This window comes from Neobacillus sp. 114 (assembly GCF_030127045.1).
Lineage (GTDB): Bacteria > Bacillota > Bacilli > Bacillales > Cytobacillaceae > Neobacillus > Neobacillus rhizophilus.
On sequence record NZ_CP126144.1, the window covers coordinates 5344970 to 5361084 of the forward strand.

Below are 16115 nucleotides of genomic sequence, written 5' to 3' on the forward strand. Positions count from 1 at the left end.
CGATTGGCGGTCTTAGTTTTTAAATGCTGAAACTGGTCCCAATTCATTCGTAAGATAGTCCCGAACATTCACTGAAAAAATAGTCAGTGCAGGCAGATGTTTTGAAAATTCCTGGGTTAGTTCACTATGGTCAATTTCCGTATAATACTGCACAAGTTTTTTCCGAAAACTGATAAGAGCTTTCAGGCTGCTTCCTGTTTCTTCAGTAACGACCTTTTCATCCATTAAAATATCTATAATGTCTTCATAGCTTCCTGGATCACGCATGATAAAGCCATCAATCATGGCATTGCCGACATCCAATACCGACTCGAGCATCATTTGCGTAAGCCGTTCTAATGCCGCCTTTTCAATGGGGGTCGACCATACCTGCTGGGTAGAGAAATGAGTGATCTGTGTTTCCAAATAAATTAATGTCGTTTCAATTTTATCCCGGTCAACAAAGTACATGAACTCCACTTCCTTCTATTTTCTGTTCTAAGTTGCCATCTCCATGTTTAGTACAGTAGGCGGAGCGTAGAAATATCCTTGTGCCAAATCGACCTTGTTTCTTGTGAGGACAGATGCCTCATCCTCATTTTCGATTCCCTCCGCGACAACCAGTGAACCGGCCTCCCGCGCGACTAGGAGAATCCCCTTTAACATCGATTCCTTAAGCGAGTTTTTATCGATATTTTGAATAAGAGATCGGTCAATTTTTATAATATCTGGCATAATTTCACTAATAGTACTTAAATTGGAGTATCCCGCGCCTGTATCATCAATGGCAATTCGAAACCCCATTAATCGTAACATTTTTATATTATAAATGAAATTCTTTAAACCTTCGATTGAATCGTTTTCTGTAATTTCAATTGTTATTTGTTTTGGTGATATACCAGTGAATCTTTGCAATAAATTCTTTATATCCCTTGTGAAACGAATATTTCCAAGGGTTAACGGAGTACAATTGATAAAAATATCCTGTCTGCATTTTGCTTTCTTAATTTGTTCAAACGCTTTTTCCAATACCAGCATTTCGAGTGCATATAATGTCCCTGTCTGCCTTGCAACCGAGAATAACGGCAAAGGATTTTCTACTGCCGTACCTTTAGGCCCCCGTGTCAAGAGCTCCCATGCACGGATTTCATTTGTTGCCACATCAATAATGGGCTGGGCCAGCAGACGGATATTTTTATTAGCAATAATTTGATTGATCATATAATCTATATCATCATATTTTACTGCAAGTCTTTTTTCAGCCATCGCAATGGCCTGTCGATGGGCTTTTTGGATGGAATCAGAAATGGAGTAATGTTTCTTGTCAATAAACATATATCCGGTTTCAAAGTGAATTTGCTGTGAAGGATAATGTTTTTGGAGACTGCCCTCAACATAATAAAGCAATCCGTTTATGACATGGTCCATATCAGACAAAGTGTTTTTATCAACATCCACCTTCATGATCAAGGTCACCATATCGCCATAAAAATCATGCAGCGAAATGATCTCCTCTTCTTTCAGTTCCTCTTGGACAGCATGGCGAAAATACTTTTTTAACTGCTTCATGAAATAACCTTGCTGTGATTTGCCTTGTAAAACCGACAATTCATTCATATTCTGCAAATGAAAAACAATAACAGCTGCCTCCAAGCCTGATTGAAAGGCGGCTGTTACACCCTCTAATACAGGGTTGCGCAATATAAATTGAGGCGGATAAAAGCGCAAGGAAGCAGCAGGAAGCAAAATCTTCCCCCATTCCATTGCCCCTTTTAGCTTATTCATGATGCGACGAGCCATACATTCATCCCTCACAACCAGTTTTGGCTTACAGATTTAGTTATATTATAACATATTTTTACATTATCCGTATTTTTCGAAAAAAAATATTCCTAAACAAATGGTTGGGAAATTTAATCCTTCTCCCATCCACTGCAGGAATTTGTTACTATAGATAATGTGAGAGTATTTTTTTAAAAGGAGATATAAAATGAGCGAGCGTTTTTTCTTATATGATGATACCGAAAATACCAAAACAAGGTTTGTCAGCTTTGTCGGGGAAAATCAACGTTATGATTTGGCAATCGTAAAAACGGACCGGCACTACGGCAAATCCCTTGTAATGAATATGCAAGGAAATCGATTTGCCATCATTGGGCATGATGACCTCGAGGAAGAAGGATATTTAGAATATGCTTTTAACATAAATGAAGCAGAAGCTGAAGAGCTAAAATCCTTCTTACAGGAGATTATCTAAAGGTTCATTCATGTTTTTCACTCGGAATGAAATAATAAAAGAAAAAGGAGTGAGGAACATGGCAAAAAAGGATTCCGATCAATACGGGGACTTCTCGAATGTGGAAGTACAGCGGAACTATCTTACCGCGGAAGAATTTCCGGAGGGGCCTTTAGGTTCTCCAATTCGAAAAGAAGACCCTGTCGAACTAAAGAGTACCCCGTGGGAAGAGGGGCAGCGCCGGCACAGTGCATTTAACTATGAATTTAAGGCCCTGCATCAGGATTTGCCAAGAGAATACCCGGGGGCACATCCGCCGCATGATGATGAAGAAACCGGTGAACTGGCCCCGTATAACAATAACGAACCGTAAACTTAAATGAAAACTCGCCGATTGACGGGTCCGAAGGACGAAGACAGAGGCGTAGTTGAATTTATACTTTCTTATTAGCTAAAAACGAAGGGGATTAATCGCCCTTCGTTTATTTTTTTACCTTTTTCAATACAAAATAAGCACAGCCAAAATTGCAGTATTCATACAGATACTCACTTAATGTGCTAATTTTTGTATCAAAGGTTGCTTTTTGATTTTGGTCCTCAAAGAAGCCTTTTAATCGGAGCTGGCCATAGCCCCAATCCCCCACAATATAATCATATCTGGATAAGATGTCACTATATCTAGCCTTTAGAGCTTCCTCATTAAAACCATCCCGAAATTCCTGTACAAGTTCGTAAGTAGTGTTATTAATAAGAATCATGGTTTTCACCTCAAATTTTGCCAGCTATTCTTTATCCCATTATAACCGATTCACCATCAATTACTAAGAAAAAAAATAAGTGCTTTGGAAAATCTAATAAAAGGAGGTGTTAATGTTGAAAAAATTAGGCATAATCATTGGGTTATGTGCATTAACTGCAGTCACAGGCTGTTCTAAGGATATGGGTAAAAACGATGTATATGAAGAATCCGGCAATACCATTAATGTGAACAATAAACGGCATGAGCTCTACCGTGAAGGTGCCAGCAAGGATATCCGTAACGCCAACAATGACTATGGCTTTGTACGTCACCAGAAAAGTCCACTGATGAACGATAATAACACGAATGATGGCTACACGGCCCTTGACCGTGAACAAGTAGCCCATGTCATCAGTCGCTTAAGCGCCAATATTCCAAACGTCCATGATGTGGCTACATTAGTAACGGACAGAGAAGTCTTAGTGGCGTACCGGACCGATTCGAAGGACAGAAATTTAACGGCTGACCAAGTGAAGAAAACAGCATTATCCGTTGTCCCAAGGTACTACCATGCATACGTCAGTGATAATAAAGTCCATATCCAAGATATCCAAAACCTGGCGAATTTGGATTCCCTAAGCGGCAAATCACGTGACCAGGTAAATTATGTAATCAAGCAAATGAAAACATCTCCACAAGGAACAAGACTGAACGATCATGAAGATGAAAACGGCCTGACAAAGGACGATATGAATTATAATCACCAACGCTAATAAAAAGAGTTCAGACCTTTAAGGGCTGAACTCTTTTTAAATTCAAGTTATTTAGCTTCCTGCGCACTTTGTTCGCCAAGTAATTGCTTATGCTTTGCAGCAGCATTTACTTGTTCGTCAGCGTGATAAGAAGAACGCACAAGCGGTCCCGCTTCGCAATGGCTGAACCCCTTACTTATGGCAATTTCGCGGAATTCATTAAACTCATCAGGGCTATAGTATTTAATAACCTTTAGGTGGCTTTTGGTCGGCTGCAAATACTGGCCAATCGTCATGATATCAACATGATTTGCCCGCAAATCATCCATAACCTCAATAATTTCTTCCTTTGTTTCACCAAGGCCAATCATTAAGCTTGATTTCGTCGGAATACTCGGATTCATTTCCTTTGCCCGGCGCAGGAACTCTAGTGACCGGTCATATTTTGCACGGGCTCTGACTCTCGGTGTCAGGCGTCTGACCGTTTCGATATTATGGTTTAAAATATCTGGCTTCGCATCCATCAATGTTCGCAGGTTTTCTTCTTTTCCGCCCATATCAGACGGCAAGACCTCGATGCTTGTAAACGGGTTTTTCCGGCGGATGGCCCGAACGGTTTCCGCAAAAACAGCAGCACCGCCATCCTTTAAATCATCTCTGGCAACTGCGGTTACAACGACATGCTTCAGGTTCATAAGTTGAACAGAATCGGCGACTCTTTCCGGTTCCTGCCAATCCAGTTCTGTTGGCAGACCCGTTTTTACTGCACAAAAGCGGCAGGCCCTGGTACAGGTATCACCGAGAATCATAAAAGTAGCCGTTCGCCGTACTGCCCAGCATTCATGGATATTCGGGCAGCGCGCCTCTTCACAAACGGTGTGAAGATTCTTTTCCCGCATCAATTTCTTTAATCCCGTATATGATTCATTTGTATTAAGCTTTATTTTTAACCAATCAGGTTTTCTCAGAACTTCCTCTTTCTTGCTCATCATGCACCCCCGACTATGTATAAACACTCCTGTTGTCACTTTAACATACTGGGTCGACATCGACAAGAAGTCAGCATCTGCCGCAAAGATTTTCCCGATTTCCAATTATTGACCATAATGAAATGTTCTAGAATTCATAAACTAACCTTGTACAATAAATGGGAAGGGAGAATTCCTATGCGGGCTGTGCTGATAATAGCTGCTTTCCTCTTGTTATTTACCTCAAGTATAGGGGCAAAAGCTGCGGAAGCCGATCCATACCAGGAACGAATGAAGCTTTATAAGAAGGTTGAAACCATCACCCAAATTCCTTGGTATTATTTAGCTGCGGTTGACCAATATGAACGAAATGTCCGCTTGTCACGCCGCGATTTGCCAAAACCAGAGAGCCTGATTGGCATTTATTTTCGCCCTGAACAATGGGCCGGGCTGACTAATCCTAATCCATCAGAAGAGAATCCTGCAATTATCCAGTTTTTTAATGGAGTCGGAGTTGATGGGGATGGAGATGGAAATGCCAGCCTGAAAAATGATGAAGATGTATTATATTCCTTTGCTCATTATCTGCTTTCTTACGGAGTAGATGAAGATAATATTAAAATCGGTTTATGGGATTATTACCACCGTGATCGAACGGTTGGAAGCATCGTCAGCTATGCCAAAATTTACCGTCATTTTGGGCGGCTGAATTTGGATTCAAATGTTTTCCCGGTTCCGTTAAGAAGCAATCATAGCTATCGCAGCACCTGGGGGGATGCCCGGGGCTGGGGCGGCCGAAGAATTCATGAGGGCACTGACATTTTTGCCGGCTATGGTGTTCCGGTAAGAGCTACCGGTTACGGGATTGTGGAAATGAAGGGCTGGAACAAATTTGGCGGTTGGAGAATAGGCATCCGGGATATAAATAACACATATCATTACTTTGCCCATCTCAGCGGGTTTGCCAAAGACTTGCAGGTCGGGCAAATTGTTAAACCCGGGATGGTGATCGGCGGAGTAGGAAGCTCAGGCTACGGCCCTCCAGGCACATCAGGAAAATTCCCGCCGCATCTCCATTACGGCATGTATAAAGATAATGGGATTACCGAATGGTCATTTGACCCCTATCCGTATTTAGCAAAGTGGAAACGGATTGAACGGATGAATGTTCGCAAAAAATAAGGACTGTCCATGATGGATAGTCCTTTTGTTAATTTCCTGATTTTTTTGTATCCTGCTTTTTCTCGGGAACCTGAATGGATGGAATCGTACCTCCTCCGCCGTTATAGAACTGCGGAACCGTTCCCTCAACAAGAGCACTTCCTACTGGAATACTTTGCTTCAGTTTCGTAATTTTCGTAGCAAATGGAGTAATAATTTGAACGGAGACCTCTATCTGAATAGAGACTTCCACCCATGTATTATTGATCCCCATTTCTTTCGTTTGGATATGCACATCCGGTTCCACTTCCCCAATGGCTTGAAATTTGACAGGGATTTTCGGACCAAGGTTCCCCAGCAACGCTATATTGGTTGCCTGCCCTAATGGAACATACCAGGTGATCGAGTTCTCATCCTTCGTGTTCTCTGTCTCAATCTCCACATCTGTAATCTGTTCCAGCTGGGCAAGATTACCTTGTTTTGCCGCCTTCAAATTCTTTTGAATTTGTGCCGTTGTTTCAGCTAATACCCTGTTAATTAAATCCGTATTTAACTGAAAGTTTTGTTTCTCCCCATCGCTGCCTGGGATGATTTGCACGACTTGATTATTTTCTCCGACATTAGTGGTCCTTTTGGTAATAGCTCTATTTATCACAAGGGAAGCGATATTTCGAGTTTCGGATTCGGCATATCTCATTAAGGTAGGTTCAATCCCTTTGTTCACAAGCAACACACTGATTGCTGATGTCAACAGGAAAAAGACAAAAGTTAAAAGCATGACATATCGGAAAGGCAACGGACCTCTTCGCCGCCGGTACATGCGAAATTTTGCCAACAAAAATCACCCCTTCATCGTATGTGTATGCGAAAAAGGGGTGAACTAGCCCAATAAATAAATGGGAAAAAGCCTGCTACGAAAGCAGACTTTTATATCATTTTCAGCAAGGCATCCTTGCCAATCATGCCTTTTGAGATTCCTAATTCCTCCGCTCCAATTGTGACGGATTCCAGCGGCGCGTTCAACAGCTGGTCGATTGTTCTTACTCCGACTGCTCTCCCAGCGATAATGTTTCGGTCCTTTAGTTTATCATTTAATAAGCCGATATCCAACGCACCGCACATTATATATCCTTTATCGCTTGTCACAGCAAGCAAGGTCGTTTTTGGAAGTAATACAGAGACCGCAAGAAACGTATGGCCGTCAATTTCAATTGGTGAAAGATCAATCATCAGGATTCCACACTCCTTTCCCTACTATCACATTATGTAGGAAAAGGAAAAAGCGTGTGTCCCAGGATTAAGACTGGGTCTTTAGTTTCCATTTTAGGATATCGCGCAAAAATTCCGGCAGGAAATATTTCTTATTCTTATGAGGCAGAACTCCTTTGAAAAAATGTCCGAACGTAAACATATCCGGCAGTGCCAGTGTGTAGATTTTTTGCGGCTCCAGCTTTTCTCCATTAATAAAAATCTCACCGGAGTCAAACCTTATTCCGTCATAAACAAATATTCCTAATTCATTGCCTCTAAAACCAAGCCCTGTTATTTGTTTTTGATGGAGGCTCTCGTCCATCGATTCCCGTAATATTTCCGTTAATTCTTGGCCCGTAACCTCGACAACACACGGATTAATCGGGTGTGGGCAGATGTTTAGAAGATCAAATTCTGTCACATCGCCGGATAACGGACCAAGAAGGATGCCGGCATTGAGCATCGCGCATTCGGTATGGCACCATTCTCGTAAAGCTTTGCATAGGAAAAGCGAAAACTCTGTTTCCTTAAACGGATCGCTTAAGAATGGCTTCGTTAGGGTCGTGACTCTTCCATTAAGCAGCTTTTTCCCTTTATCTAGAAAGGCCTCTGCTATCTGAGCCTCATTTAGAGCCACCGGAAGCTCCTTTGTATCATAAAGAATGGCTTGTTTGTCTTGAATGCTATTTTTGCTGTCCAACACAATCGTAACATGGCCTACATAATAACCAAATTTTCCGGCGGCCGCCAAAAGCGTATTGTCTACAAGCTTTCCATTTTCCAAAAAATGATGTGTATGAGCACCCAGAATCACGTCAATCTCAGGAAATTCTGCTGCAATCCGTTCATCATCACGAAGGCCTAGGTGGGAAAGCAGAATAACCATGTCTGATTGTTCCTTTACGGCTGTGATCCATTTTTTAAGTTCGTTTAAAGGCTCGGTCAGATTCCAACCCAATAATTCGTAAAGATGCGTGAAGTTGGCCGTTAAGCCGATAACGCCAAGGCGGATACCCGATTTGGTTCGATAAATTTGATAGGGCTTCACCCAGTCTGGATGCTGGTTATTTTTTTGAAAAAGATTCGCTGCTAGCACATCAAACTTTGAGGCGGCATAAAGCTGCTCCAACCCGTCATGCGGCAGGTTGATTCCTTCGTTATTGCCAATTGTGACCGCTGTATATTGGCATTCGTTTAAGAGTTCAATACTCGCTTTACCCATGGTCGCTTCTGTCAACGGATGCCAGCGGTCAATGAAATCACCAATATCAAATAGGAAAACCTCATCCTGATCTTGGTGCTGCTTCCTTTGTTGCTTTAAAAATTGCTCGATGCGCGGCCAATTTTCCAAGTGGCTGTGGATGTCGTTCGTATGGTATATATGTATTCTTTCCATTTGTATCTACCTACCCTGTTATTCCTTCATAGATTAACCGAATCCCTACGATGACAAGAACCGTTCTTAATATCCAGACAATCGTTTTGCTCTTTAATCTTGTATTTAAAAATACGCCAATGTTCGCCCCAATATAAGCCCCCGGCACAAGTGCCAAAGCATAAAGCCAGTTGACGTTTCCTAATGAGATGTGCGTAATGGAGCTTAAAATTGAGGTTGGTAAAATCATAAACATCGATGTTGCTGTAGCCACATGCGGCGGGAAGAAAAAGATGAGAATCATCGTTGGAACCATCAGTGAGCCGCCGCCAACACCAAAAATACCTGATAAAAACCCGACAACAAACGAAACAATGACTGCAACAACGGGGCTGTAGCCATATTCAAAGGTTTTCCCCCTGTTATCCGTAAAGGTACGGGTAATGCCTCTGTCCTTCCGATATGGTATTGGCTTTAATTTATCTTTTACAAACAGGATAATCGAGACGAGAATAATAAATAGTCCAAAATATAAATTAAAAGCATGAAGGTTCATACTTTCTGTTACCCACGCCCCCAGAATACTCCCCGGGCCGCTGCCGATGAGAAAAATGAGCCCGCTCTTATAATCGACCACTTTATGTTTTGTATAAGCTAAGACTGAGGAAAGACCCGTAAAAATCATCGTAAAAAGCGATGTTCCTACGGCAACCTGCGGAGTTATATGGGCAAACCCGTTTATAGTCGCCAAATAGAGCAAGGCCGGCACAACGATGATTCCGCCGCCAAGGCCTATCAGCGATCCCAATGAACTTGCGCATATACCGATGATAAGAAGGATAATCCATTCCATGGTTTCACTTTCTTTCTATGTATACTCTGGTTGTATTTAAAATAAGTCTAGCTGTCTTGGTGCTAATCCCTCATATTCAATATTTAAAATGTCCATCATCTGCTTGGCATTATCAGCCGCATCTCCGCCGGAATTGTTATTAAAAAGGAGGTATACGTCGTCGCATTCCTTGGTAAGCTTTTGGATGTGTCCGGACCATTCTAGGAGTTCTTGCTCGTTATAGCGGTAAAGGTAGCGGACATCCCGCCAATTCTCGGCGTTTTTCTTTTGCCAGCCATGGACATTGCGGCCGTGGAATCTGACGAGAACCTTATGTTGGTATGTTGATACAAGAACCGTCGGAACGGAACCCTCCCCGGATTGCGGTTCGTCACATATGCTGTGAATCCAGTTTTCCTCTCTCATAAATTTCAGTGTTTGTTTGCGGTATTGCGGCGCAAACCAGGATTGGTGTCTAAATTCAAGTGCGCATGGAATATCCCCCATTTGCTGCTTGCACCATCTTAAGTAATCTACATTTTCCCGTTTGCAATCAAACCATGGCGGAAATTGAAATAAGACCATTGCAAGTTTATTTTTCTCAATATAGGGGTCTAATGATTCTATAAATGCATGAAACATTGCTTGTTTATTTTCAAAAGGTATTTCACCACGGAGATGGCCTGTCATGCCTTGATATGCTTTGACGATAAATTGAAATTGAGGCGGCGTTTCATTGACCCATTTCAAGCCGTTCCTTTGGGGCTGTATCGCATAAAAGGCGGTGTCCACTTCCACGATTGGAAAATGGCCTGCGTATTCCTTTAATTTGTCTCTGGGCATGATTGGACCTGTATACAAACTGTCATGATCGCCCCAGCCTGTTACACCGATGTATATCAATGAGTTCACCTCCGCTTTTTATAATAGCATAACCTTTTTAGTTCGGAATAGGTGGACGACATTTGACGGGCTTTATACGACAGTGGGGTGGGCTTTTACGACAGTTGGCGCACTTTATACGACAGTTAGGCTCCATTCCGACAGTTGGCGCGATTTATATGACAGTTGGACCGGCCTATCCGACAGTTGGAAGGACCTATCCGACAGTAAGCATCCTTTCTGAGAGTATTCCGTCCCTATCCGAGAGTATTTCACCCTTATCCGAGAATATCCCGCCCCCATCCGAGCGTAACCTCATTCCCAATGCAAAAACCCGCCTGCCTATCCCAGCAAGCGGGTTTAATTTTTCAAAAATATTAACCGATTGAGCCTTCCATCTCGAACTTGATCAAGCGGTTCATCTCAACAGCATATTCCATTGGAAGTTCCTTTGTAAAAGGCTCGATGAAGCCCATGACGATCATTTCAGTAGCTTCCTGCTCGGAGATACCACGGCTCATCAAGTAGAATAATTGCTCTTCAGAAACCTTAGAAACCTTTGCTTCGTGCTCAAGTGAGATGTTGTTATTTAACACTTCGTTGTATGGAATCGTATCTGAAGTAGATTGATTATCCATTATCAACGTATCGCATTCGATATTAGAGCGAGCGCCATCTGCTTTACGGCCAAAATGTACCATGCCGCGATAGTTTACACTTCCGCCATGCTTAGAAATCGACTTTGATACGATCGTTGAAGAAGTATTTGGTGCTAAGTGAATCATCTTAGAACCTGTATCCTGCACTTGGCCTTTGCCAGCAATCGCAATGGATAAGGTCATCCCGCGAGCGCCTTCGCCTTTTAAAATAACAGCAGGATATTTCATCGTTAATTTAGAACCGATGTTACCGTCAATCCATTCCATTGTCGCATTTTCTTCGCAGACAGTCCGCTTTGTTACAAGGTTATATACGTTATTTGCCCAGTTTTGAATCGTTGTATAACGGCAGTAGCCGCCTTTTTTAACGATGATTTCTACAACTGCACTGTGAAGGGAGTTAGTTGTATAAACAGGTGCTGTACAGCCTTCAACATAGTGGACATGGGCACCTTCATCAACAATGATTAGCGTTCTTTCAAACTGCCCCATGTTTTCCGAGTTAATCCGGAAATAGGCCTGTAATGGTGTATCCACCTTAATACCAGGCGGTACATAAATGAAAGAGCCGCCGGACCAAACAGCTGAGTTTAGTGCAGAAAACTTGTTATCAGTTGGCGGAATAACTGTTGCCCAGTGTTTGCGGAAAATATCTTCGTTTTCCCTTAACGCAGAATCGGTATCTTTAAAGATGATTCCTAATGCCTCAAGGTCTTCCTTCATGTTATGGTAAACAACCTCGGATTCATATTGCGCAGAAACTCCAGCAAGATATTTTTGCTCGGCTTCTGGAATTCCAAGTTTGTCAAAGGTCGCTTTAATTTCTTCCGGTACTTCATCCCATGACTTTTCTGATTTCTCCGATGGTTTTACATAGTACGTAATTTCATCGAAATTCAATGAGTTTAAGTCACCGCCCCATTGCGGCATTGGTTTACTGTAGAATATTTCAAGTGATTTTAAGCGGAAGTCAAGCATCCACTGAGGTTCACCCTTCATTTTTGAAATCTCTTCAACAATCTCACGTGTTAAACCACGTTTTGATCGGAATATGGAAACGTCTTTATCGGCAAAACCATATTTGTACTCGCCAATCTCCGGCATTTTCTTCGCCATCGCAAGTATTCCTCCTTTTTTTACGAGAGGTGAAAGCTCCAGGCAAGAGGCCGGATACTTTCAGAACCGTTTTAATCTTGATTCTCTTCTTTTAAGCTTTTTTCCATAGCCTTCCACGCCAATGTAGCGCATTTAATTCTGGCTGGAAACTTGGCAACCCCTTGAAGCGCTTCGATATCGCCTAAATCGATATCATCATCCACTTCTTTGCCTTGCATCATATCCGAAAAAATCTTTGACAGCTTTAATGCGTCTTCGATTTTCTTACCTTTAATGGCCTGTGTCATCATCGAAGCAGATGACATGGAAATCGAACAGCCTTCCCCTTCCTGCTTGGCATCAACGACAATGCCGTCCTCCACCTTCAATGTTAATTGAATACGATCACCGCAGGTCGGGTTATTCATATTGATCGTATGGCTTCCATCCTCCAAAATCCCGCGGTTGCGCGGATTTTTGTAATGGTCCATGATTACTCTTCGGTAAAGTGCATCTAAGTTAGAAGACATCGCTGAAATACTCCTTCGTTTTGACAAGCCCTTCTACGAGTTTATCAATATCTTCTTCTGTGTTGTATAGGTAAAAGCTGGCACGAGCTGTTGCCGATGCCTTAAGCCATCTCATCAGCGGCTGGGCGCAGTGATGGCCGGCGCGGACAGCGATTCCTTCCGCATCCAGAACCGTCGCTACATCATGCGGGTGAACATCGCTTAAATTGAAAGTCACTAGACCAGCGCGTTTAGTCGGATCATGCGGTCCATAAATCGTGATGCCTTCAACAGTTGACATTTTTTCAAGCGCATAAGCAGCTAGCTTATGTTCATGCTCGACAATATTGTCTAAACCGACTTCATTCAAAAAGTCAATTGCCGCGCCTAAACCGATGGCACCAGCAATGATTGGCGTTCCACCCTCGAACTTCCACGGCAGCTCTTTCCAGGTTGATTCATATAATTCCACGAAATCAATCATTTCACCGCCGAATTCAACCGGCTCCATTTTTTCAAGCAGATGCTTTTTCCCGTAAAGGACACCAATCCCGGTTGGTCCGCACATCTTATGGCCGGAAAAAGCAAGGAAATCGCAATCTAAATCTTGAACGTCGATATTCATATGCGGAGCACTTTGTGCACCGTCAACTACCATGATGGCGCCATTTTCATGGGCAATCTTGGCGATTTCTTTAACAGGATTGATGACGCCAAGCACGTTGGATACCTGCATCACCGACACAATTTTTGTGTTTGGTGTGATGGTCACGCGAACATCATCTAATGAAATTGTTCCATCCTCTTGGAGCGGAATGTATTTCAACTGGGCACCAGTCCGTTTAGCTATCTGCTGCCATGGGATGATATTGCTGTGGTGCTCCATATAGGTAATGACGATTTCGTCGCCTTCCTTCAGGTTGGCGGCGCCGTAGCTTGCCGCCACAGTGTTAAGGGAGGTCGTCGTTCCTCTTGTAAAAATAACTTCCTGAATGGACTTGGCATTGATAAACTTACGAACCTTTTCCCGTGCTCCTTCGTAAGCATCAGTTGCTCTTGTTCCTAGTGTATGCACACCGCGATGAACATTTGAATTGTACTCGCGGTAGTATCTGTCAAGTGTTTCAATAACTTGGACGGGCTTCTGCGATGTCGCAGAGCTATCCAGATAAACTAATGGCTTACCGTTAACTTCTTGGTCTAAAATAGGAAACAGTTTGCGAATATCCTGGATATTCATTATCTTACTTTCCTTTCAATAACTTCCACTAATTGCTGTTTTACTTTTTCAATTGGAAGCTGATTTACCACCGGTGCAAGGAAGCCATGAATGACTAAACGTTCCGCTTCCTTCTTCGGAATACCGCGGCTCATCAAATAATATAATTGCACTGGGTCAACGCGTCCTACAGAAGCAGCGTGGCCAGCCATAACATCATCTTCGTCGATTAATAAAATTGGATTCGCATCGCCGCGAGCTTTTTCACTAAGCATTAACACGCGTGATGTTTGCTCAGCGTCAGATTTAGAGGCGCCATGTTCAATTTTTCCAATTCCGTTGAAGATAGAAGTAGCGTTATCCTTAACAACGCCATGATTTAAGATATTTCCTATTGTATGTCTGCCAAAGTGAACAACCTTTGTCGTAAAGTTCTGGGTCTGCTCACCACGTCCGACCACAACAGTTTTAGTATCCCCATTAGAGCCGTCACCAAGGAGATTGGTAGTATTTTCAGAAATAGTATTGCCTTCATTCATCATGCCAAGCGCCCACTCGATTCGGGAATCGCGGCCGGTGACACCACGGCGGTTCACATAGGTTGTGATGCCTTTTGCCAAAGTATCAACAGCACCGTATTGCACCTTTGCATTTGTATTGGCAATTACCTCTGTCAGGATATTTGCCAAGGTATTAGACTCTTCCACTGTGGAAATATAGTTTTCCACGTATGTCAAAGAGCTATTATCTTCTGCGACCACAAGAACATGGTTAAACAGGTTTGCTTCCGCATTGTCATGAACGAACACCGCCTGAATAGGTTCCACAATTTCGATGTTCTTCGGAACATACAGGAAGGCTCCGCCATTGACAAATGCTGCATGAAGAGCAGTCAAACGGTGCTCATCAGCATTGATCGCCTGTGTCATATAATATTTTTTCAGTAAATCGCCGTGCTCTCTAGCAGCAGTGAAAATATCGGTAAACACAACACCCTTTGCCTTTAGGTCTTCAGATAAGGAAATAAAGGCTGGCGTTTGATTGCGCTGAATATATAAATTTTGTTTTGCCGCATCCAAATCAACTAATGCTTTAACCTCTTCTGGCAATTCTGCCAAAGATGTATATGGAGCACTTTTAACTGTATGCTGCTCAAACTGCGTAAAATTCCATTTATCTATTTTTGTTTTATCTGGCCGAGGCATCGGCAGTTCGTGGAAATGCTCAAGTGCCTTCAGACGAAGCTCTTCAAACCAAGCAGGCTCGCTCTTTTCTTTTGAAAAAGAGCTCACAAAACCCTTATCAAACGGTAATGTTGTTTCTGTTGTCATTGCTAACCCTCCTAACAAAAGCTTTTAAGCTTCTTGCTCAACTGTTTCATCTTCAATACCAAGCTCTTGCTTGATCCAGTCATATCCTTCTGCTTCTAAGCGCTGTGCAAGCTCTGGCCCGCCGGATTTTACCACACGGCCTTGCATCATTACGTGCACATGGTCAGGAGTGATATAGTTTAACAGACGTTGATAGTGAGTAATAATTAAGCATCCGAAATCCTCACCGCGCATTTCGTTAACACCTTTCGATACTACCTTTAAGGCATCAATATCAAGACCGGAGTCGATTTCGTCGAGAATCGCAATTTTCGGTTCCAACATCATTAATTGCAGGATTTCATTACGTTTTTTCTCACCGCCGGAGAAGCCTTCATTAAGGTAACGCTGCGCCATATCTAGATCCATTTCAAGGTATTCCATTTGCTTATCCATTTTACGAATGAATTTCATTAAAGAAATTTCGTTGCCTTCGCCCAGACGGCTGTTGATAGCTGAACGCAAAAAGTCAGCATTCGTTACACCGTTAATTTCGCTTGGGTATTGCATCGCTAAAAATAGTCCAGCACGAGCGCGTTCATCTACTTCCATTTCTAAAACATCTTGCCCATCAAGCGTAATGCTGCCGCTTGTTACTTCATATTTAGGGTGACCCATGATAGCAGAAGATAATGTAGATTTACCAGTTCCGTTAGGACCCATAATGGCGTGAATTTCGCCGCCTTTTATTTCAAGGTTGACACCCTTTAAAATTTCTTTCCCATCAATTGCTACATGCAGATCTTTGATTGTTAAAGTTGATCCAGCCATATTCATACCTCCGAAAATGTATTGTATCTTTGCAGACAGATTTTTAAGATCTTCCGCATTCATTCTCACTTTATTCTCATTACAATCTTATAACAAATGAAATTTGTTAGCAACTTTTTAATAGTAATAACTAGCATGTATTTTCACTCAGAACATGCTAAATGAGAATAGCAGGAAGTTTTTAAAGTAATTTCAGATAAAGACTTTTTATGTAATACAAGCCCGAATAAAATGATACCTTATTTTTTGCTAAAATGCCATCGGTGGTTATGGCATCTATTTTTTACTGAATAATGGGCTTTCATGTAATGAATACA

The 16115-nt window shown here is 42.3% G+C and carries 19 protein-coding genes; 5 read left to right on the forward strand and 14 right to left on the reverse strand.

Annotated features, from left to right (window positions below):
• Positions 1 to 12: 12 nt before the first annotated feature.
• Together QNN06_RS26325 and QNN06_RS26330 are read right to left on the reverse strand one after the other, a co-directional pair.
• Positions 13 to 450: a DUF86 domain-containing protein gene (locus QNN06_RS26325; protein ID WP_284036254.1), complete on the reverse strand. Its 438-nt coding sequence runs from the start codon at positions 448 to 450 to the stop codon at positions 13 to 15.
• Positions 451 to 477: 27 nt separating this feature from the next.
• Complete coding sequence (locus QNN06_RS26330) at positions 478 to 1779, reverse strand: EAL domain-containing protein (protein ID WP_254124322.1); 1302 nt, start codon at positions 1777 to 1779, stop codon at positions 478 to 480.
• A 190-nt stretch (positions 1780 to 1969) separates the two neighbouring features.
• Here QNN06_RS26330 and QNN06_RS26335 point away from each other — a divergent pair, with 190 nt between their 5' ends.
• A complete protein-coding gene (locus QNN06_RS26335) occupies positions 1970 to 2236 on the forward strand; it encodes a DUF3055 domain-containing protein (protein ID WP_213117850.1) in 267 nt (88 codons plus the stop codon).
• Between the two features lie 58 nt (positions 2237 to 2294).
• Complete coding sequence (locus QNN06_RS26340) at positions 2295 to 2588, forward strand: cytosolic protein (RefSeq protein WP_284036255.1); 294 nt, start codon at positions 2295 to 2297, stop codon at positions 2586 to 2588.
• A gap of 109 nt (positions 2589 to 2697) precedes the next feature.
• Here the strand turns inward: QNN06_RS26340 and QNN06_RS26345 are convergent, their stop codons facing one another.
• Positions 2698 to 2973, reverse strand: a complete 276-nt coding sequence (locus QNN06_RS26345; protein WP_213117848.1) for a YutD family protein — start codon at positions 2971 to 2973, stop codon at positions 2698 to 2700.
• A 112-nt stretch (positions 2974 to 3085) separates the two neighbouring features.
• Here QNN06_RS26345 and QNN06_RS26350 point away from each other — a divergent pair, with 112 nt between their 5' ends.
• Positions 3086 to 3727, forward strand: a complete 642-nt coding sequence (locus QNN06_RS26350) for a YhcN/YlaJ family sporulation lipoprotein (protein WP_284036256.1) — start codon at positions 3086 to 3088, stop codon at positions 3725 to 3727.
• 47 nt (positions 3728 to 3774) lie between these two features.
• Here the strand turns inward: QNN06_RS26350 and lipA are convergent, their stop codons facing one another.
• Positions 3775 to 4695, reverse strand: a complete 921-nt coding sequence (gene lipA, locus QNN06_RS26355; protein ID WP_213117846.1) for a lipoyl synthase — start codon at positions 4693 to 4695, stop codon at positions 3775 to 3777.
• Between the two features lie 177 nt (positions 4696 to 4872).
• On the opposite strand from lipA, the gene QNN06_RS26360 reads away from it, so the two are divergent.
• Positions 4873 to 5856: a M23 family metallopeptidase gene (locus QNN06_RS26360; protein ID WP_213117845.1), complete on the forward strand. Its 984-nt coding sequence runs from the start codon at positions 4873 to 4875 to the stop codon at positions 5854 to 5856.
• A 28-nt stretch (positions 5857 to 5884) separates the two neighbouring features.
• Here QNN06_RS26360 and yunB read toward each other — a convergent pair whose 3' ends face one another.
• The 5 genes from yunB to QNN06_RS26385 form a co-directional block, all read right to left on the reverse strand.
• Positions 5885 to 6670, reverse strand: coding sequence for a sporulation protein YunB (yunB, locus tag QNN06_RS26365; protein ID WP_213117844.1), 786 nt, complete (start codon positions 6668 to 6670; stop codon positions 5885 to 5887).
• Positions 6671 to 6762: 92 nt separating this feature from the next.
• The gene (locus QNN06_RS26370) at positions 6763 to 7065 is read right to left on the reverse strand and encodes a YunC family protein (RefSeq protein ID WP_213117843.1); all 303 of its coding nucleotides are present in this window, start codon (positions 7063 to 7065) and stop codon (positions 6763 to 6765) included.
• A gap of 67 nt (positions 7066 to 7132) precedes the next feature.
• The gene (locus tag QNN06_RS26375; protein WP_217032084.1) at positions 7133 to 8482 is read right to left on the reverse strand and encodes a bifunctional metallophosphatase/5'-nucleotidase; all 1350 of its coding nucleotides are present in this window, start codon (positions 8480 to 8482) and stop codon (positions 7133 to 7135) included.
• 10 nt (positions 8483 to 8492) lie between these two features.
• The gene (locus tag QNN06_RS26380) at positions 8493 to 9314 is read right to left on the reverse strand and encodes a sulfite exporter TauE/SafE family protein (protein WP_217032086.1); all 822 of its coding nucleotides are present in this window, start codon (positions 9312 to 9314) and stop codon (positions 8493 to 8495) included.
• A gap of 36 nt (positions 9315 to 9350) precedes the next feature.
• Entirely contained in the window at positions 9351 to 10196 is an 846-nt protein-coding gene (locus QNN06_RS26385) for a DUF72 domain-containing protein (RefSeq protein ID WP_284036257.1), read from the reverse strand.
• Positions 10197 to 10258: 62 nt separating this feature from the next.
• Between QNN06_RS26385 and QNN06_RS26390 the strand changes: the two genes are divergently transcribed.
• Positions 10259 to 10564: a hypothetical protein gene (locus QNN06_RS26390; protein WP_284036258.1), complete on the forward strand. Its 306-nt coding sequence runs from the start codon at positions 10259 to 10261 to the stop codon at positions 10562 to 10564.
• Here the strand turns inward: QNN06_RS26390 and sufB are convergent.
• The 5 genes from sufB to sufC all read right to left on the reverse strand — a co-directional run bounded on the left by sufB (position 10553) and on the right by sufC (position 15798).
• Positions 10553 to 11950: a Fe-S cluster assembly protein SufB gene (gene sufB / locus QNN06_RS26395; RefSeq protein WP_213117837.1), complete on the reverse strand. Its 1398-nt coding sequence runs from the start codon at positions 11948 to 11950 to the stop codon at positions 10553 to 10555. The two genes, QNN06_RS26390 and sufB, sit on opposite strands and share 12 nt — an antisense overlap.
• 71 nt (positions 11951 to 12021) lie before the next feature.
• Positions 12022 to 12459, reverse strand: a complete 438-nt coding sequence (sufU, locus tag QNN06_RS26400; protein ID WP_213117836.1) for a Fe-S cluster assembly sulfur transfer protein SufU — start codon at positions 12457 to 12459, stop codon at positions 12022 to 12024.
• Positions 12449 to 13678, reverse strand: a complete 1230-nt coding sequence (locus QNN06_RS26405) for a cysteine desulfurase (RefSeq protein ID WP_213117835.1) — start codon at positions 13676 to 13678, stop codon at positions 12449 to 12451. Before QNN06_RS26405 ends, sufU begins: the two co-directional genes overlap by 11 nt.
• Positions 13678 to 14988 carry a Fe-S cluster assembly protein SufD gene (gene sufD, locus QNN06_RS26410; protein ID WP_213117834.1) on the reverse strand — a complete coding sequence of 437 codons (1311 nt, stop codon included), beginning with the start codon at positions 14986 to 14988 and terminating at the stop codon, positions 13678 to 13680. The genes QNN06_RS26405 and sufD overlap by 1 nt, the downstream gene beginning before the upstream one ends.
• A gap of 24 nt (positions 14989 to 15012) precedes the next feature.
• Positions 15013 to 15798 (reverse strand): Fe-S cluster assembly ATPase SufC, encoded by a 786-nt coding sequence (sufC, locus tag QNN06_RS26415; protein ID WP_213117833.1) that lies wholly within the window; start codon positions 15796 to 15798, stop codon positions 15013 to 15015.
• Positions 15799 to 16115 lie beyond the last annotated feature (317 nt).